25 protein-coding genes are annotated in these 19,172 nt (G+C 62.8%); 6 read left to right on the top strand and 19 right to left on the bottom strand.

Annotated features, from left to right (window positions below; translation table 11 throughout):
* The 12 genes from H0W65_RS09445 to H0W65_RS09390 form a co-directional block, all read right to left on the bottom strand.
* On the bottom strand, positions 1-394 hold a 394-nt coding region (locus H0W65_RS09445; protein WP_294006897.1), incomplete at its 3' end, for an S-adenosylmethionine:tRNA ribosyltransferase-isomerase.
* The gene (locus tag H0W65_RS09440) at positions 394-1,143 is read right to left on the bottom strand and encodes a peptidylprolyl isomerase (RefSeq protein ID WP_294006894.1); all 750 of its coding nucleotides are present in this window, start codon (positions 1,141-1,143) and stop codon (positions 394-396) included. The genes H0W65_RS09445 and H0W65_RS09440, both read right to left, overlap by 1 nt.
* A 61-nt stretch (positions 1,144-1,204) precedes the next feature.
* A complete protein-coding gene (coaD, locus tag H0W65_RS09435; RefSeq protein ID WP_294006891.1) occupies positions 1,205-1,699 on the bottom strand; it encodes a pantetheine-phosphate adenylyltransferase in 495 nt (164 codons plus the stop codon).
* Complete coding sequence (locus H0W65_RS09430; RefSeq protein ID WP_294006888.1) at positions 1,699-2,610, bottom strand: polyprenyl synthetase family protein; 912 nt, start codon at positions 2,608-2,610, stop codon at positions 1,699-1,701. The genes coaD and H0W65_RS09430 overlap by 1 nt, the downstream gene beginning before the upstream one ends.
* On the bottom strand, positions 2,600-2,842 hold the full coding sequence (locus H0W65_RS09425) for an exodeoxyribonuclease VII small subunit (RefSeq protein WP_294006885.1): 243 nt from the start codon (positions 2,840-2,842) through the stop codon (positions 2,600-2,602). Before H0W65_RS09425 ends, H0W65_RS09430 begins: the two co-directional genes overlap by 11 nt.
* 32 nt (positions 2,843-2,874) lie before the next feature.
* On the bottom strand, positions 2,875-3,573 hold the full coding sequence (locus tag H0W65_RS09420; RefSeq protein WP_294006882.1) for a DUF1013 domain-containing protein: 699 nt from the start codon (positions 3,571-3,573) through the stop codon (positions 2,875-2,877).
* Positions 3,574-3,691: 118 nt separating this feature from the next.
* Entirely contained in the window at positions 3,692-4,081 is a 390-nt protein-coding gene (locus tag H0W65_RS09415; protein WP_294006880.1) for a DUF1801 domain-containing protein, read from the bottom strand.
* Between the two features lie 16 nt (positions 4,082-4,097).
* Positions 4,098-4,313, bottom strand: a complete 216-nt coding sequence (locus H0W65_RS09410) for a hypothetical protein (RefSeq protein ID WP_294006877.1) — start codon at positions 4,311-4,313, stop codon at positions 4,098-4,100.
* A 41-nt stretch (positions 4,314-4,354) separates the two neighbouring features.
* Positions 4,355-4,765 carry a VOC family protein gene (locus H0W65_RS09405; protein ID WP_294006874.1) on the bottom strand — a complete coding sequence of 137 codons (411 nt, stop codon included), beginning with the start codon at positions 4,763-4,765 and terminating at the stop codon, positions 4,355-4,357.
* Between the two features lie 18 nt (positions 4,766-4,783).
* On the bottom strand, positions 4,784-5,224 hold the full coding sequence (locus tag H0W65_RS09400) for a helix-turn-helix transcriptional regulator (protein WP_294006871.1): 441 nt from the start codon (positions 5,222-5,224) through the stop codon (positions 4,784-4,786).
* A 46-nt stretch (positions 5,225-5,270) separates the two neighbouring features.
* Positions 5,271-5,888, bottom strand: a complete 618-nt coding sequence (locus H0W65_RS09395) for a glutathione S-transferase family protein (protein WP_294006868.1) — start codon at positions 5,886-5,888, stop codon at positions 5,271-5,273.
* On the bottom strand, positions 5,885-6,889 hold the full coding sequence (locus H0W65_RS09390) for an NAD(P)H-quinone oxidoreductase (protein WP_294006902.1): 1,005 nt from the start codon (positions 6,887-6,889) through the stop codon (positions 5,885-5,887). The genes H0W65_RS09395 and H0W65_RS09390 overlap by 4 nt, the downstream gene beginning before the upstream one ends.
* Before the next feature lie 71 nt (positions 6,890-6,960).
* Here H0W65_RS09390 and H0W65_RS09385 point away from each other — a divergent pair, with 71 nt between their 5' ends.
* Together H0W65_RS09385 and clpA are read left to right on the top strand one after the other, a co-directional pair.
* A complete protein-coding gene (locus H0W65_RS09385) occupies positions 6,961-7,158 on the top strand; it encodes a DUF1192 domain-containing protein (protein ID WP_294006865.1) in 198 nt (65 codons plus the stop codon).
* Positions 7,159-7,598: 440 nt separating this feature from the next.
* Complete coding sequence (clpA, locus tag H0W65_RS09380; RefSeq protein ID WP_294006863.1) at positions 7,599-9,944, top strand: ATP-dependent Clp protease ATP-binding subunit ClpA; 2,346 nt, start codon at positions 7,599-7,601, stop codon at positions 9,942-9,944.
* A 7-nt stretch (positions 9,945-9,951) separates the two neighbouring features.
* Here the strand turns inward: clpA and H0W65_RS09375 are convergent, their stop codons facing one another.
* The 5 genes from H0W65_RS09375 to H0W65_RS09355 form a co-directional block, all read right to left on the bottom strand.
* Positions 9,952-10,785 (bottom strand): hypothetical protein, encoded by an 834-nt coding sequence (locus H0W65_RS09375; protein ID WP_294006860.1) that lies wholly within the window; start codon positions 10,783-10,785, stop codon positions 9,952-9,954.
* A gap of 459 nt (positions 10,786-11,244) precedes the next feature.
* Positions 11,245-12,069 carry a hypothetical protein gene (locus H0W65_RS09370; protein ID WP_294006857.1) on the bottom strand — a complete coding sequence of 275 codons (825 nt, stop codon included), beginning with the start codon at positions 12,067-12,069 and terminating at the stop codon, positions 11,245-11,247.
* Positions 12,035-12,631 carry a dihydrofolate reductase family protein gene (locus H0W65_RS09365; RefSeq protein WP_294006854.1) on the bottom strand — a complete coding sequence of 199 codons (597 nt, stop codon included), beginning with the start codon at positions 12,629-12,631 and terminating at the stop codon, positions 12,035-12,037. Before H0W65_RS09365 ends, H0W65_RS09370 begins: the two co-directional genes overlap by 35 nt.
* 22 nt (positions 12,632-12,653) lie before the next feature.
* Positions 12,654-13,187 carry an SRPBCC family protein gene (locus tag H0W65_RS09360; protein WP_294006851.1) on the bottom strand — a complete coding sequence of 178 codons (534 nt, stop codon included), beginning with the start codon at positions 13,185-13,187 and terminating at the stop codon, positions 12,654-12,656.
* Positions 13,184-13,549, bottom strand: a complete 366-nt coding sequence (locus H0W65_RS09355; protein ID WP_294006848.1) for a helix-turn-helix transcriptional regulator — start codon at positions 13,547-13,549, stop codon at positions 13,184-13,186. Before H0W65_RS09355 ends, H0W65_RS09360 begins: the two co-directional genes overlap by 4 nt.
* A gap of 476 nt (positions 13,550-14,025) precedes the next feature.
* Here H0W65_RS09355 and H0W65_RS09350 point away from each other — a divergent pair, with 476 nt between their 5' ends.
* The gene (locus H0W65_RS09350) at positions 14,026-14,532 is read left to right on the top strand and encodes a hypothetical protein (RefSeq protein WP_294006845.1); all 507 of its coding nucleotides are present in this window, start codon (positions 14,026-14,028) and stop codon (positions 14,530-14,532) included.
* On the opposite strand, the gene H0W65_RS09345 is transcribed toward H0W65_RS09350, so the two are convergent.
* Positions 14,513-14,950, bottom strand: coding sequence for a glycoside hydrolase family protein (locus tag H0W65_RS09345; RefSeq protein ID WP_294006842.1), 438 nt, complete (start codon positions 14,948-14,950; stop codon positions 14,513-14,515). The genes H0W65_RS09350 and H0W65_RS09345 overlap by 20 nt on opposite strands.
* A gap of 725 nt (positions 14,951-15,675) precedes the next feature.
* On the opposite strand from H0W65_RS09345, the gene H0W65_RS09340 reads away from it, so the two are divergent.
* The 3 genes from H0W65_RS09340 to H0W65_RS09330 are packed head-to-tail and all read left to right on the top strand — an operon-like array spanning position 15,676 to position 18,951.
* On the top strand, positions 15,676-17,376 hold the full coding sequence (locus H0W65_RS09340) for a M28 family metallopeptidase (protein WP_294006839.1): 1,701 nt from the start codon (positions 15,676-15,678) through the stop codon (positions 17,374-17,376).
* 53 nt (positions 17,377-17,429) lie between these two features.
* Positions 17,430-18,074 carry a glutathione S-transferase family protein gene (locus H0W65_RS09335; RefSeq protein WP_294006836.1) on the top strand — a complete coding sequence of 215 codons (645 nt, stop codon included), beginning with the start codon at positions 17,430-17,432 and terminating at the stop codon, positions 18,072-18,074.
* A gap of 10 nt (positions 18,075-18,084) precedes the next feature.
* A complete protein-coding gene (locus H0W65_RS09330) occupies positions 18,085-18,951 on the top strand; it encodes a dienelactone hydrolase family protein (RefSeq protein ID WP_294006833.1) in 867 nt (288 codons plus the stop codon).
* Between the two features lie 58 nt (positions 18,952-19,009).
* Here H0W65_RS09330 and H0W65_RS09325 read toward each other — a convergent pair.
* The coding region (locus H0W65_RS09325; protein ID WP_294006899.1) for a Bax inhibitor-1 family protein at positions 19,010-19,172 on the bottom strand (163 nt) is incomplete at its 5' end.

Below are 19,172 nucleotides of genomic sequence, written 5' to 3'. Positions count from 1 at the left end.
GTTCGTAGCCGTGGAAATGAAGCAGGAGGGCGCCGGCATCGTCGCGCTCGACGGCGGTGGCGGCGACGCCCTCGGCAAAATCGATGCGATCGCCTTCACGCACGCGCCGGGCGTTGCGGACGAACGCCCACCAGCTGCGCGGACCCTCGCGCTTGTGGAGCGTGGCGCCGACCTTTGCCTCGCCGCGACTGCCTTCGAGTTGGGCCGGAATGACGCGGGTGTCGTTGAACACGAGCACATCGCCGGGGCGCAGAATCGCCGGAAGGTCGAGCACTTGGCGATCCGCCGATGCTGCGCCTTCGACCAGCAACATCCGCGCCGCATCGCGCGGACGCGCGGGGCGAAGGGCGATGCGGTCGGTCGGAAGCTCGAAGTCGAACAGATCGACGCGCATTATTTCGGCGTGGGCGCCTCGGGCGCGGGGGCCGGCGCAGGTGCAGTGGGGGCGGGCGCCGCAACCAGCGGCTGCACCGCCTGATCGACCGTCACCGTGGCGGGTGAAGGGGCGGCGGGGGCTGGACCGGCAACCGCGGGGGGTGCTTCGAAGACTATTGTTGGCGGCGCGGGAAGCGGTCCGCCGATGCTGGCGTGGACGATTTTGGTTGGCGTCGTCGGCGGTTCGCCGACGGAAATCGCGTCGACCGTCGCCATGCCTTCGATGACTCGGCCGAATGCGCTATATTTATGGTCGAGCTTGAAGGTCGGCGCGAGCATGATGAAGAACTGGCTGTTGGCACTGTCGGGCTCGTCGGCTCGGGCCATCGAGGTCACGCCGCGTAAATGCGGCAGGTCGTTGAATTCGGCCTTGAGGTCGGGCAGTTTCGAGCCGCCCCGCCCGTTGCCTTGCGGATCGCCGCCCTGGGCCACGTAGCCGGGGACGACGCGGTGGAAAATGAGGCCATCATAGAATCCCTGCGTCGTCAGCTGCTGAATGCGATAGACATGACCAGGCGCGACATCGGGGCGAAGCTGAACAACCACCTTGCCGCCGTTGGACAGCTCGAGCGTCCAGCGGTTAGCGGGATCGGCCGCGACGGCGGCTGGAGCAATCGACGAAGGAATCGGCTTGGCCGCCGGCGGAGCGGGCTTGGCGGCGATCAGCGCGGCGCCCAGAAAAGGCAGGACAATCAACTTCTTCAACATGCAGATACTCCCGGCCCCACTGGCCCGCTCGCTTATCGCAGGGCGCAGGCCGGCGCCATTGCTATTTCCGCGCAAGCCGTGCGGCGACATCGGCGGCGACCGCAGCGGTCACGAACTTGTCGATCTTGCCGCCGTAGCAGGCGATTTCTTTCACCAGCCTTGACGCGATCGGCTGCAGGCAGACGTCGGCCATCAAAAAGACAGTTTCGATCCGATCGTTCAACTGCTGGTTCATGCCCGCCATCTGATACTCATATTCGAAATCGGCGACCGCGCGCAGGCCGCGCAGGATCAACCCCGCGCCCTCACGCTCGGCGAAATCCATCAGCAGCGAGTCGAACTCGACCACCTCGATGCCCGCAACGTCGGCGACTTCGCGGCGGATCATCGCCATCCGTTCTTCGACCGAAAACATCGGCGACTTGGCGGGATTGTTGGTGACCCCGATCACCAGCCGGTCGACGAGGTGGGCCCCGCGCCGAATGATGTCGAGGTGGCCAAGGGTGATCGGGTCGAAGGTGCCAGGGTAGACGCCAATTCGTTCGCGAGGCGCCATCAGCGATCCCTTTCCTGTACGTAGCGGGCGATGGCGCGAAGCAGATCGGCTTCTTCGCCATGGTCGTGGAGGTGCTCGATCGCCTGCGTCACCAGCATCTCGCACTGCTGCCGCGCGCGCTCCTCGCCGACCAGCGAGACGAAGGTAGCCTTGCCGGCGCCAGCGTCCTTGTGGAGCCTTTTGCCGGTCGCTTGCTCGTCGCCCTGATGGTCGAGCAAATCGTCCGCGATCTGGAACGCCAGGCCGATGCCGCGCGCATAGCCGCGATAGGGGGTGCGTGCCTGCGGGTCGAGGCGCCCCATGATGCAGGCGGCCTCAACCGCAAATTCGATCAGCGCGCCGGTCTTCAATTGCTGAAGGCGGGTGACGGCGGCGGCATCGAGCGCCTGGCCCACGGCGACAAGATCGAGCATTTGCCCGCCGGCCATGCCGTGCGGCCCGGAGGCGCGGGCAAGTTCGAGCACCAGCTCGGCGCGGACGAACGGGTCTTCGTGGGTCGCTTCGTCGGCCAGTATTTCGAAGGCGAGATCGTGAAAACAGTCGCCGGCCAGCACCGCGGTCGCTTCCCCGAACGCCTTGTGGACCGTCGGCTTGCCCCGGCGAAGGTCGTCGTCGTCCATGCATGGCAGGTCGTCGTGGATCAGCGAATAGACGTGGATCGACTCGATTGCCGCGCCGGCGCGCAGCGAGCGATCCTCAGCCATGCCGAACAGCCGGCCGGCAGCCACGGTGAGCAACGGGCGAAGCCGCTTGCCTCCGCCGATGCCGGCGTGGCGCATCGCCGCGAACAGCGCCGCGCGGCCGTCGCCCGGATCGACCAGATAAGAAGAGAATATGGCATCGACCTCGGCCGAAATGCGTGCCGCTTCGCCCGCTAGGTCAACGCCCGCCACGCTGGGCTCAGCCAGCATCGAACGGGCTTGTTCCGCTCGGCTGCCCGTCCGGGCCGAGCGCGATCTTTTCGATCCGCGCCTGCGCCGCTTTCAGCCGCGCCTCGCAATGGCGCTTCAATTTGTCGCCGCGCTGGTAAAGCTCGATCGACTCATCGAGCGGCGCCTGCCCCTGCTCGAGGCCGCGGACGATGCCCTCGAGCTCGGAAAGCGCCGCTTCGAAGCTCATGGTCTCGATGTCGCCCTGTTCCATTGATCAGACCTTGGCCTCTCGGCAGTCTGGAATCAACGCTTGAACGGGTCCTTGATGCCGGGGAGGATCTCGTCCGACGTGTCGGGCTCGCCGGCTTCGGCCGCGGCCAGCGCGGCTTCGGCGTCGCGGGCATGCTGATCGCGTTCGGCGCGCAGTTCCTCGATCAGCGCGGCACGATCGCCGTCGAGGCGAGTATCGACCCGCGCTTCCATGCCCTTGGCCTTCTGCGCCTTAGCAACCGCCGCATCCAGCTCGCGCTGCGAGCTGAGGCCCAGCGTGACCGGATCCTTGGGCGTGATGTTGGCCATGTTCCAGTGGCTGCGCTCACGGATCGCCGAGATCGTCGTGCGCGTCGTGCCGATCAGCTTGGAAATCTGACCGTCGGTCACTTCGGGGTGGTTGCGGATGATCCAGGCGATACCGTCGGGCTTGTCCTGTCGCTTCGACACCGGGGTATAGCGCGGCCCGCGGGTACGGGTGACGGGGTCGGGCGCGCGGTGCATCTGCAGCGCATAGTCGGGGTCGGCTTGCCCCTTGTTGATTTCGTCATGGGTCAGTTCCCCAGCGCGGATCGGGTCGCGCCCGGTCAACTTGGTCGCCGCCGTATCGTCGGCGATCGCCTGGATCTCGAGAATATGCAGGCCGCAAAATTCGGCGATCTGCGGAAAGCTCAGCGAGCTATTGTCGACCAGCCAGGCGGCGGTCGCATGAGGCATGAGCGGCTGGACCATCGAAACTCTCCAAAAACAACAAGGGCCGCCCCTTCACGGAGCGGCCAACTTGCCGGCGATTTAGGCCTAGCGGGCGTGAAGGGCAAGCGGAGTTTGAGCGCGACGACGCGGCGGATCGTTACCGCTTTTCCGACGTATTCAGCGACACGGCGGCGCGAATGAGTGTTTTGAGTGCCCCTTCGTCGATCTTGTCGTCCTCGCCGATATCGATGGCTCGCCGGGCGTTGCCTTCGAGGCTTGAGTTGAACAGGCCGCTGGGGTCTTTCAGCGACGCCCCCTTGAGGAAGGTCAGTTTGACCTTGTCCTTGTAGGTCTCGCCGGTGCAGATGATCCCGTCATCGCTCCAGGTTGGAACACCCGACATGGCGTTGGACGGCTTTCTCCACTTGAGCTCCTCGACCACGCCGGGGTCGGCCGACTTGATGAGGCTTCGCACGCTGGCAAGGACCTCCCCGCGCCAGTCACCGAGCTGCTCGATCCGGGCATCGATCAATTCAGAATCGGTCATGGTAATCGCTGCGTCTTCATGAGCGATGCTTGGTGCGCCAGGCCGCCGCGTATGGCAACATGAGCATGTACAGGCCGGTTGGCATCAACACGAACAGCGGGACGAGTGGCGCATAGGTAATGATCGTGGAAGGTGGACCCCATATCATGGCGATTAAGTAGGTGACGACGGTCGCTATGAAGGCAGTGGCCACGTAGCGATGAAACTGCCGGATGCGGACGCTCCAGTTCAATGGGATTTCCTTTGAAAGATTAGAAAATGGTCGAGGCCGGGTCAGTCTGGCCGGCGCGCCTGGATCATCTTCCAGCCGTTTCCGGACGGATCGCGGAAGCTGGCATCGACGCTGCCATAACGCTCCGTGGGTTCCTGCGAGAATTCCACGCCGCTGCCGCGCATTTTTTCGTAAGTTTTTGCGCAATTGTCGACGTTCAGCACTAGCGGCGGCATGGCGCCCTTGGCGACCATCTCGCGCATCGTCTGCGCCGTCGCCTCGTCGATCGTCGGCGGCTGGGGCGCGAACAGGCCAAGCTGTAACGACGGCTGGTCCGGATGTTGCACGGTCAGCCAGCGATAACCGCCGTTGCTCGCGTCGGTGTGGACGGCAAACCCTAGTTTGCCGACATAAAATTCAAGCGCTTCGTCCTGATCGCGGACGTATAATCCGACTACACCTACATTCTGCACAATAGGGCCTCCGTTTGTTTAAGACGGGTCGCCAATATCATTCGCATCCAGCCGCCGCTTCTCCGAAACTGCGATTGTGAGATCGGGTCTGTACGCCGCGCTGACGAAGCAGTGCGGCACTTGGCTCAGCTGGTGCTGCGCGGCCATTTCACGGACGCGGAGTTCGCCGGGACTCTCGCCCGTGACGTCACGGAAAATGCGTCCGAAACTGCCGAGGCTGTTCCAGCCGGTCTGAAATGCGATTTCGGTGATGGAAAGGTGGGTGTCTCGCAGCAGCGTCTTCGCCCGCTCGATCCGGCGAGTCAGCAGATAGCGGTGTGGCGGAACGCCAAACGCCTCCTTGAACGATCGCGCGAAATGGGCGGCGGAAACGCCACTGACCTTCGCCAGCCGCGCGACCGGCCATTCCTCCTGACTGTCGGCGTCCATCCGGTCCTTGGCGCGCAATAGGCGGCGCAACAACCGGGGGTCTTGGCCAACGGGCACTAGATCATGGCTCCGGGCATCAATCCGCCAACCCGACATGCCTGGGCAACGTCATGATCCTTTCCATCCACGCGACGATCGCCGGATAGGCTTCCAGGTCGAAATCGGCCTCATCGGCGAGGTGGGTGTAAGCGAACAGACAGATGTCGGCGACGGTGAAGCGGCCGGCGGCGAGGAAGCGGTGCTTTTCGAGATGATCGTCCATCAGGCCCAGCGCGGCCAGCCCCGCCTCGCGCTTGTTTTTGATCTGCATCCGCTGCGCCTCGCTCAGCGCGTCGAGCCCCACGAAGCGCATCCACAGCCGCAGCGTGGCAATGTTGGGTTCGTGATTATATTGCTCCCAAAACATCCAGTGGAGCATGTCGGCGCGCTCGAACCGGTCGTCGGGAACGAGCTCGCTGCCGTCGGCGAGGTAGAAGCAGGCGGCGTTGCTTTCGGCGAGCAGCCTGGCGCCGTCCTGAAGCACCGGGATGCGGCCGTTGGGATTGACGTCGCGGAGAAACTCCGCGGTGCGCGTCTCGCCCTTCATGATGTCGTAGCTTGTGCGCTCGAGCGGCAGGCCGAGGTGTGCCGCGACAAGCCGGATCTTGTAGCAATTGCCCGACGCCGGATATTCGTGGAGGATGAGCCCGGTCATTCGCCCATCTCCAGCACGATCTTGCCGATATGGCCGCCCGATTCCATGCGGGCGTGGGCGGCGGCGGCTTGTTCGAGCGGAAAAACACTGTCGATCACGGGCTTCAGCCGATTGCCCTCGACATAGGGCCAGACGGTCTGTGCGATCTCGTCGCGGACCATCGACTTGAACGCCAGGTCGCGCGGGCGAAGCGTCGAGCCGGTCAGCGTCAGGCGGCGGCGCATGATCTCGACGAGCGGAATTTCCGCGACCGCCCCGCGCTGCACCGCGATCGACACGTGGCGGCCGTCGTCGGCCATGCAGGCGATGTTGCGCGCGACATAATCGCCGCCGACCATGTCGAGCACGACGGCAACGCCCCGGCCCTCGGTCAGGCGTAATACCTCGGGGCTATAATCGGCGACGTTATAGTTGATCGCATGGACGGCGCCGAGTGCCATGGCGGCGGCGCATTTCTCGTCCGACCCGCAGGTGACGATCACCTCCAGTCCGAACAGCACGCCGAGCTTGATCGCCATCGTGCCGATCCCGCTGGTCCCGCCATGAACCAGCACCGTGTCGCCATCCGCCGCGAACCCGCGCTCGAACAGGTGGACCCACACGGTGAACAGGGTTTCAGGCATCGCCGCCGCCTCGCTCAGGCTGAGCACTTCGGGGACCGGCAGGCAGGTGCCGACCGGCGCGAGGCAATAGTCGGCATAGCCGCCGCCCGTCACCAGCGCGCAGACCCTGGTGCCGATCAGGTGCGCCGCCCCGTCCCCCGCCGCGACCACCGTGCCGGCGACCTCGAGGCCGGGGATATCGCTCGCGCCCGGCGGCGGCGGATAGACGCCCTTGCGCTGCAGCACATCGGGCCGGTTGACCCCGGCCGCGGCGACCCGGATCAGCATTTCGTTCGTGCCTGGCTGGGGAGTCGGGCGCTGACCGAGCCGAAGCACCTCCGGCCCGCCGGGCGCGGTGATCTCGACAGCCCGCATCGTCTCCGGAATCGTCCCGCTCATCATTGCCCCCACGCCACCAGATTGGTCCACGCTTATTGACTTGGGACTGCCACCGGTCAACGCTGGCGCCGATGGATTTGGACGATCTCTTTCCCTCCAAGCCGGGCGACCCGCTGACCGAGCTGGTCAAGCAGGACCTCGATCCGATGTCGCAGCACGAGTTGGCCGAACGGGTCGAGACGCTGAAGGGCGAAATCGCGCGGGTCGAAGCGCACATGGCCGCCGTCGACCAACACCGCTCCGCCGCCGATGAACTGTTCAAACGGTAGGCCGCTTTGTCAGACAAGGGCGACTGATCCTGCTCGGTTTCCGCGATCTCCGCCGCTTTGTCGCGGCGGATGATCGACAGGTCTTAGTCGCGCTGAAGGTTCATCCACATTTCGGCCCACCCCCCGACGACGCGCTCCAGCTTGAGCGCAAGCAGCGGGGTGACACCCTGTTTGGCGGCCAGAAGGGGTCTGCCCACTAACACACAGCGCAAATCCCTCTCCCCCTGAGGGAGAGGGCGACTCGACGAAGGCGAGCGGGGGTGAGGGGTGGCGAGCTTCTGGCTCGCGCGCCGCGCCGCGCCGCCCCCTCACCCTTCCGCCGCTCCGAGGCTCCCTCCCTCTCCCTCAAGGGGAGAGGGGCTAAACTAGCGCCCGGCTCTTCCATCCCCTCTTGATTGCCGACTGCAAGCGGACGACATTGGGGACTCAAGGAGAACAGAATGCCCAGTTTCGCGCGTGAGCTTGAAACCACCCTGCACAATGCGCTTGGCGAGGCGTCGAAGCGGCGGCACGAATATGCGACGCTCGAGCATCTGCTGATGGCGTTGATCGACGACACTCACGCCAGCCAGGTGCTGACCGCGTGCGGGGTCAACCGCGACGAATTGAAGGCGACGGTCAAGCAATATCTCGACGGCGAGTTGGGCGCTCTGGTCGCCGACAGCGCGACCGACCCGACCCCGACCAGCGGGTTTCAGCGGGTGGTGCAGCGCGCCATCCTCCACGTTCAGTCGTCGGGCCGCGACGACGTCACCGGCGGCAATGTGCTGGTCGCGCTGTTCTCCGAACGCGAAAGCTATGCCGTCTATTTCCTTCAGCAACAGGATATGAGCCGGCTGGATGCGGTAACCTATATCAGCCACGGCGTCGGCAAGGGCGAGGGGTCGGCCGAGGTCGCGCCGCCGCAGGGCGCCGAGGAAAAAACCGAGCAGAAGAGCGGCGACAAGAAGGAAAGCGCGCTCGCCCAATTCACCGTCAACCTCAACGAGAAAGCCAAGCTGGGCAAGGTCGACCCTCTGATCGGGCGCATGCCCGAGGTCGACCGCACGGTGCAGATATTGTGCCGCCGGTCGAAGAACAACCCGCTCTACGTCGGCGATCCCGGCGTCGGCAAAACCGCGATTGCCGAGGGGCTGGCGCGCAAAATCGTCGAGGGCGACGTGCCGGAGGTATTGAAACCGGCGGTGATCTATTCGCTCGACATGGGCGCGCTGCTGGCCGGCACGCGCTATCGCGGCGACTTCGAAGAACGGCTGAAATCGGTCGTCAACGAGCTCGAGAAATTGCCCGACGCGATCCTGTTCATCGACGAAATCCACACGGTGATCGGCGCCGGCGCGACCAGCGGCGGGGCGATGGACGCGTCGAATTTGCTCAAGCCGGCGCTGTCGTCTGGGGCGATCCGCTGCATCGGATCGACCACCTACAAGGAGTTTCGCAACCATTTCGAGAAAGACCGCGCGCTGCTGCGCCGGTTCCAGAAGATCGACGTCAATGAGCCGACGGTCGAGGATACGATCAAGATCATCGCCGGGCTGCGCTCCTCGTTCGAGCAGCACCACAAAGTCCGCTACACGCCGGACGCGATCAAATCCGCGGTCGAGCTCAGCGCGCGCTACATTCACGACCGCAAGCTGCCCGACAAGGCGATCGACGTGATCGATGAGGTCGGGGCGATGCAGATGCTGGTGCCGCCCAGCCGCCGCAAGAAGACCATCACCACCAAGGAAATCGAAGCGGTGGTGGCGACGATGGCGCGCATTCCGCCGAAGTCGGTTTCGAGCGACGACAAGCGCGTGCTCGAGACGCTCGAGGCGGATTTGAAACGGGTCGTGTTCGGCCAGGACATGGCGATCGAGAAGCTCGCCTCGGCGATCAAGCTCAGCCGCGCCGGCCTTCGCGAGCCCGACAAGCCGATCGGCAACTATCTATTCTCCGGCCCGACCGGCGTCGGCAAGACCGAGGTCGCGCGTCAGCTCGCCGCGGTGCTCGGCATCCCGCTGCAACGGTTCGACATGAGCGAATATATGGAGCGCCACGCGGTCAGCCGCCTGATCGGCGCGCCGCCGGGCTATGTCGGCTACGACCAGGGCGGCCTGCTGACCGACGCGGTCGACCAGCAGCCGCATTCGGTGCTGCTGCTCGACGAGATTGAAAAGGCGCACCCCGACCTGTTCAACATATTGTTGCAGGTGATGGACCATGGCAAGCTGACTGACCATCATGGTAAGATGGTCGATTTCCGCAACACCATCCTGATCATGACCACCAATGCCGGCGCCGCCGACATGGCGCGGGAAAGCATCGGCTTCGGCGCGATGAGCCGCGAGGACATGCAGGAGGATGCGGTCAAGAAGATGTTCACTCCCGAATTCCGCAACCGGCTGGATGCCGTCGTACCGTTCGCCTATTTGCCGCCGGCGGTGGTTGCGCGGGTGGTCGACAAGTTCATCCTCCAGCTCGAGCTACAGCTGGCCGACCGCAACGTCCATATCGAGCTGGATGACGAGGCGCGCGAATGGCTGACCGCCAAGGGCTATGACCGGCTCTATGGGGCGCGGCCGATGGCGCGGCTGGTGCAGGAAAAGATCAAGCAGCCACTGGCCGAGGAATTGCTGTTCGGCAAGCTAATCGACGGCGGCGAGGTCAAGGTCCGCATCAAGGACAACCAGCCGCATTTCGAGATCGCCCCGGCACCGCCCAAGGCGGCCAGGGCTAAGCCGGAGGCGAACGCCAAGACAGCCGCCAAGCCCAAAACGAGCGGAAAGGCCACCGCTGCCGAATAGCTGGGGCCTACCAGAAGCGGCTGATCGCAAGCGCTGGGGTAATAGAAGCGGGTGTGTTGTGGCCTTTGGGGATCACCCACAGGCCGAAAATGGCGCCCGTCCGGTCGCTCCAATTATATTCGACGGCAGGTGCGAAGCTGACAAAATGGCTCGACGGACTGGTCTGTTCAATGAGCGGACCGCCGTTATAGCGGCCTCGGACTTTGGTTTGCGTGGTGGATTGGCGCGTCACGTCGAGCGCCAGGACCCACTCGCGGGTTACGCTATATTCGACGGCGCCGATGAAGGTCGTGGTTGCGCCCGGTTTGGCGTGGCCGCGGAAGCCGGGGCCGGTTCCGTATACGCTTCGATCTTCCACATCGCTTCCGTGAGGAAACCGCTGGAGGAAGTTCAAACGGGCACGCAGCAAACGGTCGTTCTTGAGCAGAAAATAATATTGGACATTGACGCCGACTTCGGTGGCGAAGGACCCCGAGCCATGGCCCTCATGCAGCGGGCCGAGCCGGTCGTGTTTCCCAGTTGGAATTACCTCCTGAAGAATGACCGCGACACTCGGAACGCGATGCTCGGGCGTGAAGTGCGTCAGCCGGAGCTGTGACAGCAATTTGAAATCGCCGATTGCGGGCGACCGGTTGGGGCTTTCAGTGCCGATCGCGAAGTCGGGCTGAAATCCGATCGTGAAATCCTCGGCCAGTCCATATTGATAATAGCCGCTCGACCCGGGGTGATGCTTGCCGCCCGAAATCACGTCGAAGAAATAAGGTTCGGTGTAAAAATGTCCTTGCGGGAGAGTTTCCGGGGTCGATGCAAGCAACGGGCCGGTCCAGCGGGCGGACTGCATGGCCGTCCGCAACGCCTCAACCCTAAAATCTTGGGCAGCCGGGGTTTGCGCCATCGCCGCGACCGAAACTGAACAAGCAAACCCGGCCGCTAGGACCCGCAGAATAAACCTCAACAAATCCCCCTCCAAATCCATTCACGACCCGCCGCGACTAGCGAATAGCGACAGGCGAGACTGCCAAAATCTAGCGACAGGCGAGACTGCCAAAATCCACCCCTCGAATTTCGTGGGCTAAATAGTCGGGCAAAAACACATCTGGCCAATAAAAATCCGCTGCCTCTCCATAAGTTCAGGCATGACCCTCATGCTTTTTTCGGACAATGCCGGATCCTCAGGCTAACGCACTTGCCGCGCACCACTGAACGTTGAAACCGGAGATCGCTACCGACCCCCCAATCAATCAGCCCCGATGGACGCACCATCCCCTATGCCTGCGTCCGACCGCGGTCGACCGCGCCGTCAATGGGTCATTTTGTGGAGGCAAAGGACGTCGCGATAGGCGCAGAGGTCGTCGACGAGTCGTTTCTCTTCAGCCATGATCTTCGCCTTTTCGGCGTCCCCGATCATCTGAATCAAGAAGCTTTGCTCGGCGTTGCCCTGCCGATCGACGAACGGGTTCATCAGCGTCGAAAAGACGGCCGGGTTCGGCTTGGCGCCGATGTCTTCGTTGGTGATCCCCGAAGCGTAGAACATCAAATGAGGCATCGCCATCGTTTGCACCTTCTTGTCCGGGCCGATGGTGCGCATGACGGGGCCGACCATGTAAGACAGGCCGGGCTTTGAAGCGCCCCTGTAGGTCTTAGCGGCATATCGGCCTTTGACGAGCTTCGTCAGCGCGGGCGGGCCCAGCCCCTGGATACGCAATTTTGCCGAGTCCATGATGACCTTCAAATAGGTCTTTGAACCCTCCGGGTCGAAACAGAGCGGGTAATAGATGTCGTCGCGGAAATCGTTGAGTTCCCACGCGGTGCGCTGCACGAGACAGTTCAGGCCGCTCGTGCCTTTGCGAGCGAGGTGGTAGCCCGTCTTGGTATCGAGCAGATAGACCGACGCCGTAGCGCGCAAGGCCGGCGGAAGTGCACTGAGCGCGTATCGAGTTTCAAGTTCGGCCGGCATCGGAGCAAGCTTAGGGATTGCCGGCTGGGCGTAAGCAGCGGTGGCTCCGACGGCCAACGCTGTGACGATCAGCGGAATCCGAACGATATTCATCATTTTTCGGATGGTTAGCTTTGACATTTTGAAGTTCCTATTAAGCCCGCGCGACACTGCCGGTCGCGACGTCATAAACCAGGCTCACGACACCCGTCGGAAGCTGGCGCGCCTCACGCAGGTCGAGACCGCGACGGCTGACGTTCGGTGCGAACAACGACGCGCCTTCCCCCGCCACGAGCGGATGAACCAGCAGACGAATCTCATCGACCAGGCCGACGTCCCACAGACTGTTAGTGACCCGGGCGCCGCCCATCAGGTAGATGTCCTTGCCCGGTTGCCGCTTCAGGTCGCCGACTTCGTCGATGTCGCGGATGAAGCGGGTGTTCGGCCACTGAGCCGAGGTCAGGCTGCGCGAGAGCACGTAATGAGGGGTCTTGGCAGAGAATTCGGCCCACTCGATCTCGCCCTGCGTCGGGGGCAGCCCAGTGATCCACGCCGGCTTGTGGGGGTCGTTGCGAATGCCAGTCCAATAGCCTTCATACCCCGGATACATGCCGCCTCCGAGCAAACATGCATCGATCTGCGGAGTCAGCCCGAAATCCTCCGACCAGGATTCGGCCCAATCCGCCATTCCCTCCGGGCCCTCGGTCTTCCCGTCGAGCGAAATCTTAAATCCGGCAATCAGCTTGCGCATAGTCTTGCTCCTTCAGGGCGCCTCAGGCGGGCAGCCGCTCGGCATAGTCGTGCTTCAGCCGGGCGATTGCGTCCCAGAAGGGCTCCGGCTGTTTATCGCCAAGCCGGGCCGCGAGAACGTCCAGGTGGGTGTGCCAGCCAGGGGCGAAGTTAAGCAGGCTGGCGCGGTCTGGCACCCCGCGGTGCACGATGGTCAGAAGCACGTTGTCCCCTTGTGGCGTCAGCTCGAATGAGACGCTGCCGTCGGCACCCCAGGCGATTGCCAGCTTGCGCAGCGACTCGAGCTCGGTGATCCGGCTCTGCATTCGATTCTCCCCCGAAGCGCCGGCAGGCCGCTGGCCGGGCGGGTCGGTAAGCTCGTCGTTGCGCCACACGAGCTCGACCGGTGCGCCAATCTCCAGCTTCATGTCGCCGGCGGCAAACCAGCGGCGACGCAAGTGGCTCTCCGTCAGATAGTTCCAAACCCGCTCGATCGGCCCCGGCAAAAGCCGTTGAATCTGCAAGGTTGAGGGCTCGGTCAGTACGGCATAGCCATCCGAAGTCGCGAGTTCGTTCATTTCCTATCTCCTTTGATATTCGAGGTTTTGATGGCGTCCTCCTCGCGAAGCAGGCGCTCGAGCACTTCGAGCCGCTCCGTCCAGAAGCGCTCGTACGCGCTTAGCCATTGGTGGGCAGCGGCGAGCGCCGCGGGCGCCAAGCGGCAGTGGTGGGTCCGCCCGCGCACGTCGCGGAGCACCAGCCCTGCCCGCTCGAGTGCCTTGATGTGTTTGGATGCACCCGCAAGCGAGATATCGAACGGCCGGGCAAGCTGGCCCACCGTGCGCTCGCCGCCCGCGAGATCGCTCAACATGTGCCGGCGGGTGTGGTCGCCCAAGGCATGGAAAACCGCGTCGAGTTGTAGCGATGGAAGTTCAACCATGTGGTTTAATTAAAGCCGAGTTGCTGAATGTCAACCGAGAGGTTGAATTTTGCGAACTCCCTGACCTCTCGTTCCTTGCTGAACAGGCCCCGCGTTCGAGATCCCCCGCCCCCGCCCAAGCCGGTCAAAGTCTCCGCCAAACGCAAGCGTGTCGGGGGAGACGTCCGCGGCGAAGTAGGCGCTTTCGCCACCTCCCATTCATAAATGAGATGTCGGAGGCTACTTACAATTGTGCATATGGGTCGCGCACTTCGCTTTCTTGGCGACAGCTGCGCTGTTGCTGCCGACGCACTAAAAGTAAGAGCGGAAATACCGTTCACGGTCAGTGATGAGTGGAAACCCCATTATTAAGGGACTAGAATAGTCTAGTGTTGAGCCTCCTAACCGTAGCGCTGTTATCGGCTGCTTCATTTGCCCAGCCCGCGATCACTCGCAAATGCAGTCTTCGTGAGCTGAACGCTTGCAGACACACGGCCATGCTGGTGGCGGACAGGGGCTTTCAACGGGCAATGAAAGCCTATGCAGGTAAGGCCCGAACTAATTTCAGAGGAGAGGATGCGAAGGAGCCCCTTTGGGACGAAATGAAAGAAGTGCTTTACGGCCCTCCCGACCCTCCGGCTATTTTGTCAGACGGAAGTTACCTTTTCACCGCGTGTATGGCTCACTACTGCATCGACAAGGGTGCCGTCGTGATCTCTCCCAAGGGTGAGATTATCGCGGCAGCCATGTTCACGGGAAAACCTGTCGATGCGGAACAAATGTTTTCACCGTATACGCTACAGCTAAACATTTTCGTCAAGAACGAGCGTGCGCATTGGCCATGGCGAAAACGGCTCGACGATTGGGCCAATCGCGCAGCCGCGGAGTGGCGCTCACTGCCAGATACGAAGCTATATTCGGCGAATATTGACACGAGAATTTGGCTTATCAGTCCATCAACAGCCAAGCTGAAGAGACTAGATCTTAGCCCGCGGGAATATTAGGTGATGGCTTTGGCGGTAGTGCCCGTAGCGCATTCTGAAAAGCTCGGACTCGCTTGGGGGTTTGGTTATACCATGTGCTATCTTGCGCTTCGCGGGCGGCGGCTTCGTATTCACCGTTCTTCATAAACGTCCAAGTTTTCTTGAATTCTGCTCTCCAGCCTCCTCCCAATTGAAAATTTACCGCCGCCAGCGGGAGTATGAAATTCGGGTCGGTGATTCCCGCTTCCTTCATCTGCTTCTGCGTCGTTTCTAGCGCCCTTGCAGAATCCTCCCTCCACAACGCCTCCTTGCGAGCATCGCTGATCCGATCGCCGGCTTTCAAATTGTCCCCATGCTTGATCAGATGGCCGATGCCCACCGTCGGCTTACCACGACTATCCAGATAGACGTCGTTTCTGTCATCTTCAAAAGGGATCATATGCTGCTAGAGCCTTTGGACAAGATTGGTGAAGGAATCCGAGGCATTCCGTGTAGCTCCCGTCTCCCGCCGCATCCGTTGGACAGCGTCATTGAGGTTTCCAATATACGCCGCCGAGTCTTGGCCTGGACCGGGCTTGCTCCCGGCCGCCGAGGAAAACCCGCGCGAGGGCGCATTGCGACCGACACTGCCTGACGGTCGCCCGCTACGGCGCACTGGCGTTGGAGATTGGGCTGATGGAGTGAGCCTTCGCGCAGGCGCTTGCGCCGCTGCGGGTCTCGGCGGCGATCCGGTCATACTAGGGTCAGCGCTGACGCGTCCGTCGCTGGAACGCGTGCCACCACCGCCGAAATGCCGGCCCTGCCCGCCAAAGGTGAAGCGGCCATCGTCGGGGTCGTGCCAGGGATTGAACTTCACCTCGACCGGCTCCGGCTTGGTCGCGGCCCGCCCAGTGCGAAGATAGATTTCAAACGCCGACCGTCGCTTCATTCTCCGCTCCCGCAATTTTTCTCCCCGGTAGCGAAACGGCACTTATTAGTCAACAGAATTTATCCAAATGGGTTCTTTCACAACACACCTGCTTTTATTGAAGTCCCCTTGCCGTGACCAGCCGAGCGCTACCCAGGGCGTGCATGTCGGGTATCAACCCGAAAATTGATGGCTTTTCCTCGGGGCCGAGGCGGCGCATGAACGCAGCAGCTTATCGCCTTATGGAGAAATGTCCCGTGATACGTTCGTCCCTTCTTCTCGCCGGCGTCGCTTTCCTTGCCGCGCCGCTCTCCGCCAAGCCCACCAGGTTCGACACCGCGCGGCTGTCGCAGCATGTCCAGACGCTCGGCTCCGACGCCTATGAAGGGCGTGGGGTGGCGACGCGGGCGGAGACCAGGACGGTCGATTATCTGATCGAGCAATTTCGGGCGGCGGGGTTGCAGCCAGGCGGCGACCTGGCCGGCGGCAAGAGGCAGTGGACGCAGGCGGTGCCTTTGTTCAAGTCGGATATTGTCGGCACGCCTCAGCTGACGCTCACTTCGGGCGGCGCTGCGCAGAATCTTGTCCAGGGAACCGATATTGCGGTGCGCTCCCCGATGAACGGACAACGTCAGATCAGCCTCACCAACGTCCCGCTGGTCTTCGTCGGCTATGGCGTCAACGCGCCCGAGCGCGGCTGGGACGATTTCAAGGGCGTCGATGTACGCGGCAAACTGATCGTCGTCCTGGTCAATGACCCCGATTTCGAAGGCGGAGAATGCCAGTTCGGCGGCAAGGCGATGACTTATTACGGTCGCTGGACCTACAAATATGCGGAAGCGGCGCGGCGCGGCGCGGCCGGGGTGCTGGTCGTCCACGAAACCGACCCCGCCTCCTACGGCTGGAACACGGTCAAGAATTCGAATACCAACACCATGTTCGACATCGTACGCGACAACCCCGCCGCCGAGCACACCGCCTTTGAAAGCTGGATCCAACGCGACCTGGCGGTTAAAATCTTCGCCGCTTCCGGGCTCAACTTCGATCAGGCAAGGGCCGCGGCGCGGCTTAAGAATTTCCAGCCGATGCCGTTGAAAGCGACGCTCAGCGCCAACGTCGCCGCGACGACCGAGACGATGACTTCGAAGAATGTCGTCGGCCTGCTGCGCGGCAAGCGCCACCCCGACGAGACCATCATCTACTCGGCGCATTGGGACCATCTCGGCATCGGCCAGCCCGACGCCAACGGCGACCGTATCTACAATGGCGCGGTCGATAACGGCACCGGCATTTCGCACATCATCGAGCAGGCCCGCGCCTTTTCGCGCGAGCCGCGGCCCGACCGGTCGATCGTATTTCTGGCGGTCACTGCCGAGGAAAAGAACCTGCTCGGTTCCGAATATTATGCCCAGCATCCGCTTTACCCGTTGGGCAAGACGGTCGGCGTGCTCAACACCGATTCGATGGGCGTGTTCGGACGCGAGCGCGATTTCTCCATCGCCGGCACTGCCAAACTCGACCTGCTCGACATGCTGGTCTCCCAAGGGCAGCGGCAAAGTCGCCGCTTCACGCCCGACCCGCATCCTGAAAGCGGCGGTTTTTACCGCTCCGACCATTTCTCGTTCGCCAAGGTCGGTGTGCCGGCGATCAGCTTCAAGCCGGGGCTCGACCTGGTCGACGGCGGCACCGCGCTCGGCGAGGCGAATGCCAAGGATTATACCGCCAAACGTTATCACCAGCCCGACGACGAATGGTCGCCCAGTTGGCGCTTCGACGGTCTCGCCGAGGATGCGGCGCTGCTCCATGCGCTCGGCATGAGCCTCGCCAATTCGCGCGCCTGGCCCAATTGGAGCGACGACAGCGAGTTCCGCGCCACTCGCGACCAGACCGGCGGCGAACGAGGCGGGTCCGCGGTCCCGCGGCCGGCGCCTTCGCCCTCACCCGGCGAGCGGGGCTGACACCGATAGACGTTCTGGCTATGTTCTGCGGCCGAATCGAACAGGAGGACGTCATGGCCGAGCTGAAATTTTATACCAACCCGATGTCGCGCGGACAGACGATCCGCTGGATGCTGGAAGAAGTCGGTGAGCCCTACGAGACCGAAATCCTTGGTTACGGTGATAGCATGAAGGCCGATCCCTACCTTGCGATCAATCCGATGGGGAAGGTCCCGGCGATCGTCCACAATGGCCATGTGGTGACCGAAGTCGCGGCGATTTGCTGCTACCTCGCCGACGCCTTTCCCCAAGCCGGCCTAGCGCCCGGTCCCAAGAACCGCTCCGACTATTACCGCTGGACCTTCTTCACATCGGGCCCGATCGAAGCGGCATTCAGCAACAAGGCCGTGGGATGGGAGCCGACTCCCGAGCGCCAGCGAATGTTCGGCTATGGCAATTATGACCTCGCCATCGCGACGCTCGAAAAAGCGCTTGAGGGCAAGCAGTATATTGCCAGCGACCGCTTCAGCGCCGCCGACCTGTTCGTCGGCGCCAACGTCAATTACATGCTCGAGTTTAAATTGCTCGAGCCCAAGCCGGTATTCACCGACTATGCGGCGCGCATGACCGACCGAGACGCTTATCGCCGCGCCAAGGAGATCGACGGCAAGCTGATCGCCGAGATGCAGGCCCAGCAGCAACCGCAACCGGCAAACTAAAAGGACAGCGATGACCGACCAGCGCCAGCAGGCGATCGAGCTTTACGATCGCTTTACCCATGATGGCATGGACCGCCGCGATTTCTTTGCGCGGATGACGGTCATCGCCGGAGGCGCGGCGGCCGCGTCGAGCCTGATCGCCTCGATCGCCGCCAGCCCTGCTGCGGCCACGGTCATTCCGGCCAATGACAAACGGCTGATCACCCGCAAGGGCAAGCTCGACGGCGCGGTCGGCCTCAGCGGCTATGTCGCGGCGCGGCGCGATTTGAAGAAAGCCGGGGTGGTGATCATCGTTCACGAGAACCGGGGCCTCAACGCACATATCGAGGATGTCGCACGACGAGTTGCCCGGGCGGGGTTTTACGCTGTCGCGCCCGACTTCCTGACGCCGCTCGGCGGCACGCCCGGCAATGAGGACACTGCGCGAGAGCTGATCGGCAAGCTTGATCTCGCCAACGCGGTGGATAGCGCGGTGGCGCTAGGAGAAAGCCTCAAGCGGCTGCGTCATTCGAACGGCAAGCTGGGCATCGTTGGATTCTGCTGGGGCGGCGCTTTCGTCAACCGCGTCGCGGTAACGGCAGGCAGCAAGCTCGACGCCGGAGTCGCTTACTACGGCCCCGCCCCCGCCCCGGCCGAGGCAAGCAGAATTCGCGCGCCTCTGCTACTGCATTATGCCGGTCTCGACACCCGCGTGAATCAGACCGGACTTCCTTGGGTGGCTGCGCTCCAGGCGGCGGGAAAATCGGTCGAAAGCTTCAACTACGCCAAGGTCAACCACGCCTTCAACAACGACACCTCGGCCGAGCGTTACAACAAGGCCGCGGCCGACCTCGCCTGGCAACGCACCATCGCCTTCTTCCGCCAGCACCTGAAATAGCGAAAAGGCCCGGCAGTTTCCCGCCGGGCCCTTCCGTTGTTGCGATCCTTGGCCCCGCCTAGCGGCGGTCGCCCATGAAGCTGAGCAAAAACTGGAACATGTTGATGAAATCCAGGTAGAGCGTCAGCGCGGCCATGATCACCGACTTGCCCATCATGTCGGTGCCCGCGACATAGGCGTACATCGACTTGATCTTCTGCGTGTCATAGGCGGTCAACCCG

Origin of the sequence: Sphingomonas sp., from assembly GCF_013816785.1 — a bacterium.
Lineage (GTDB): Bacteria > Pseudomonadota > Alphaproteobacteria > Sphingomonadales > Sphingomonadaceae > Sphingomicrobium.
The sequence above is the reverse complement of the archived record's forward strand: the minus strand, read 5'-3'. Positions and strand labels throughout refer to the sequence as shown.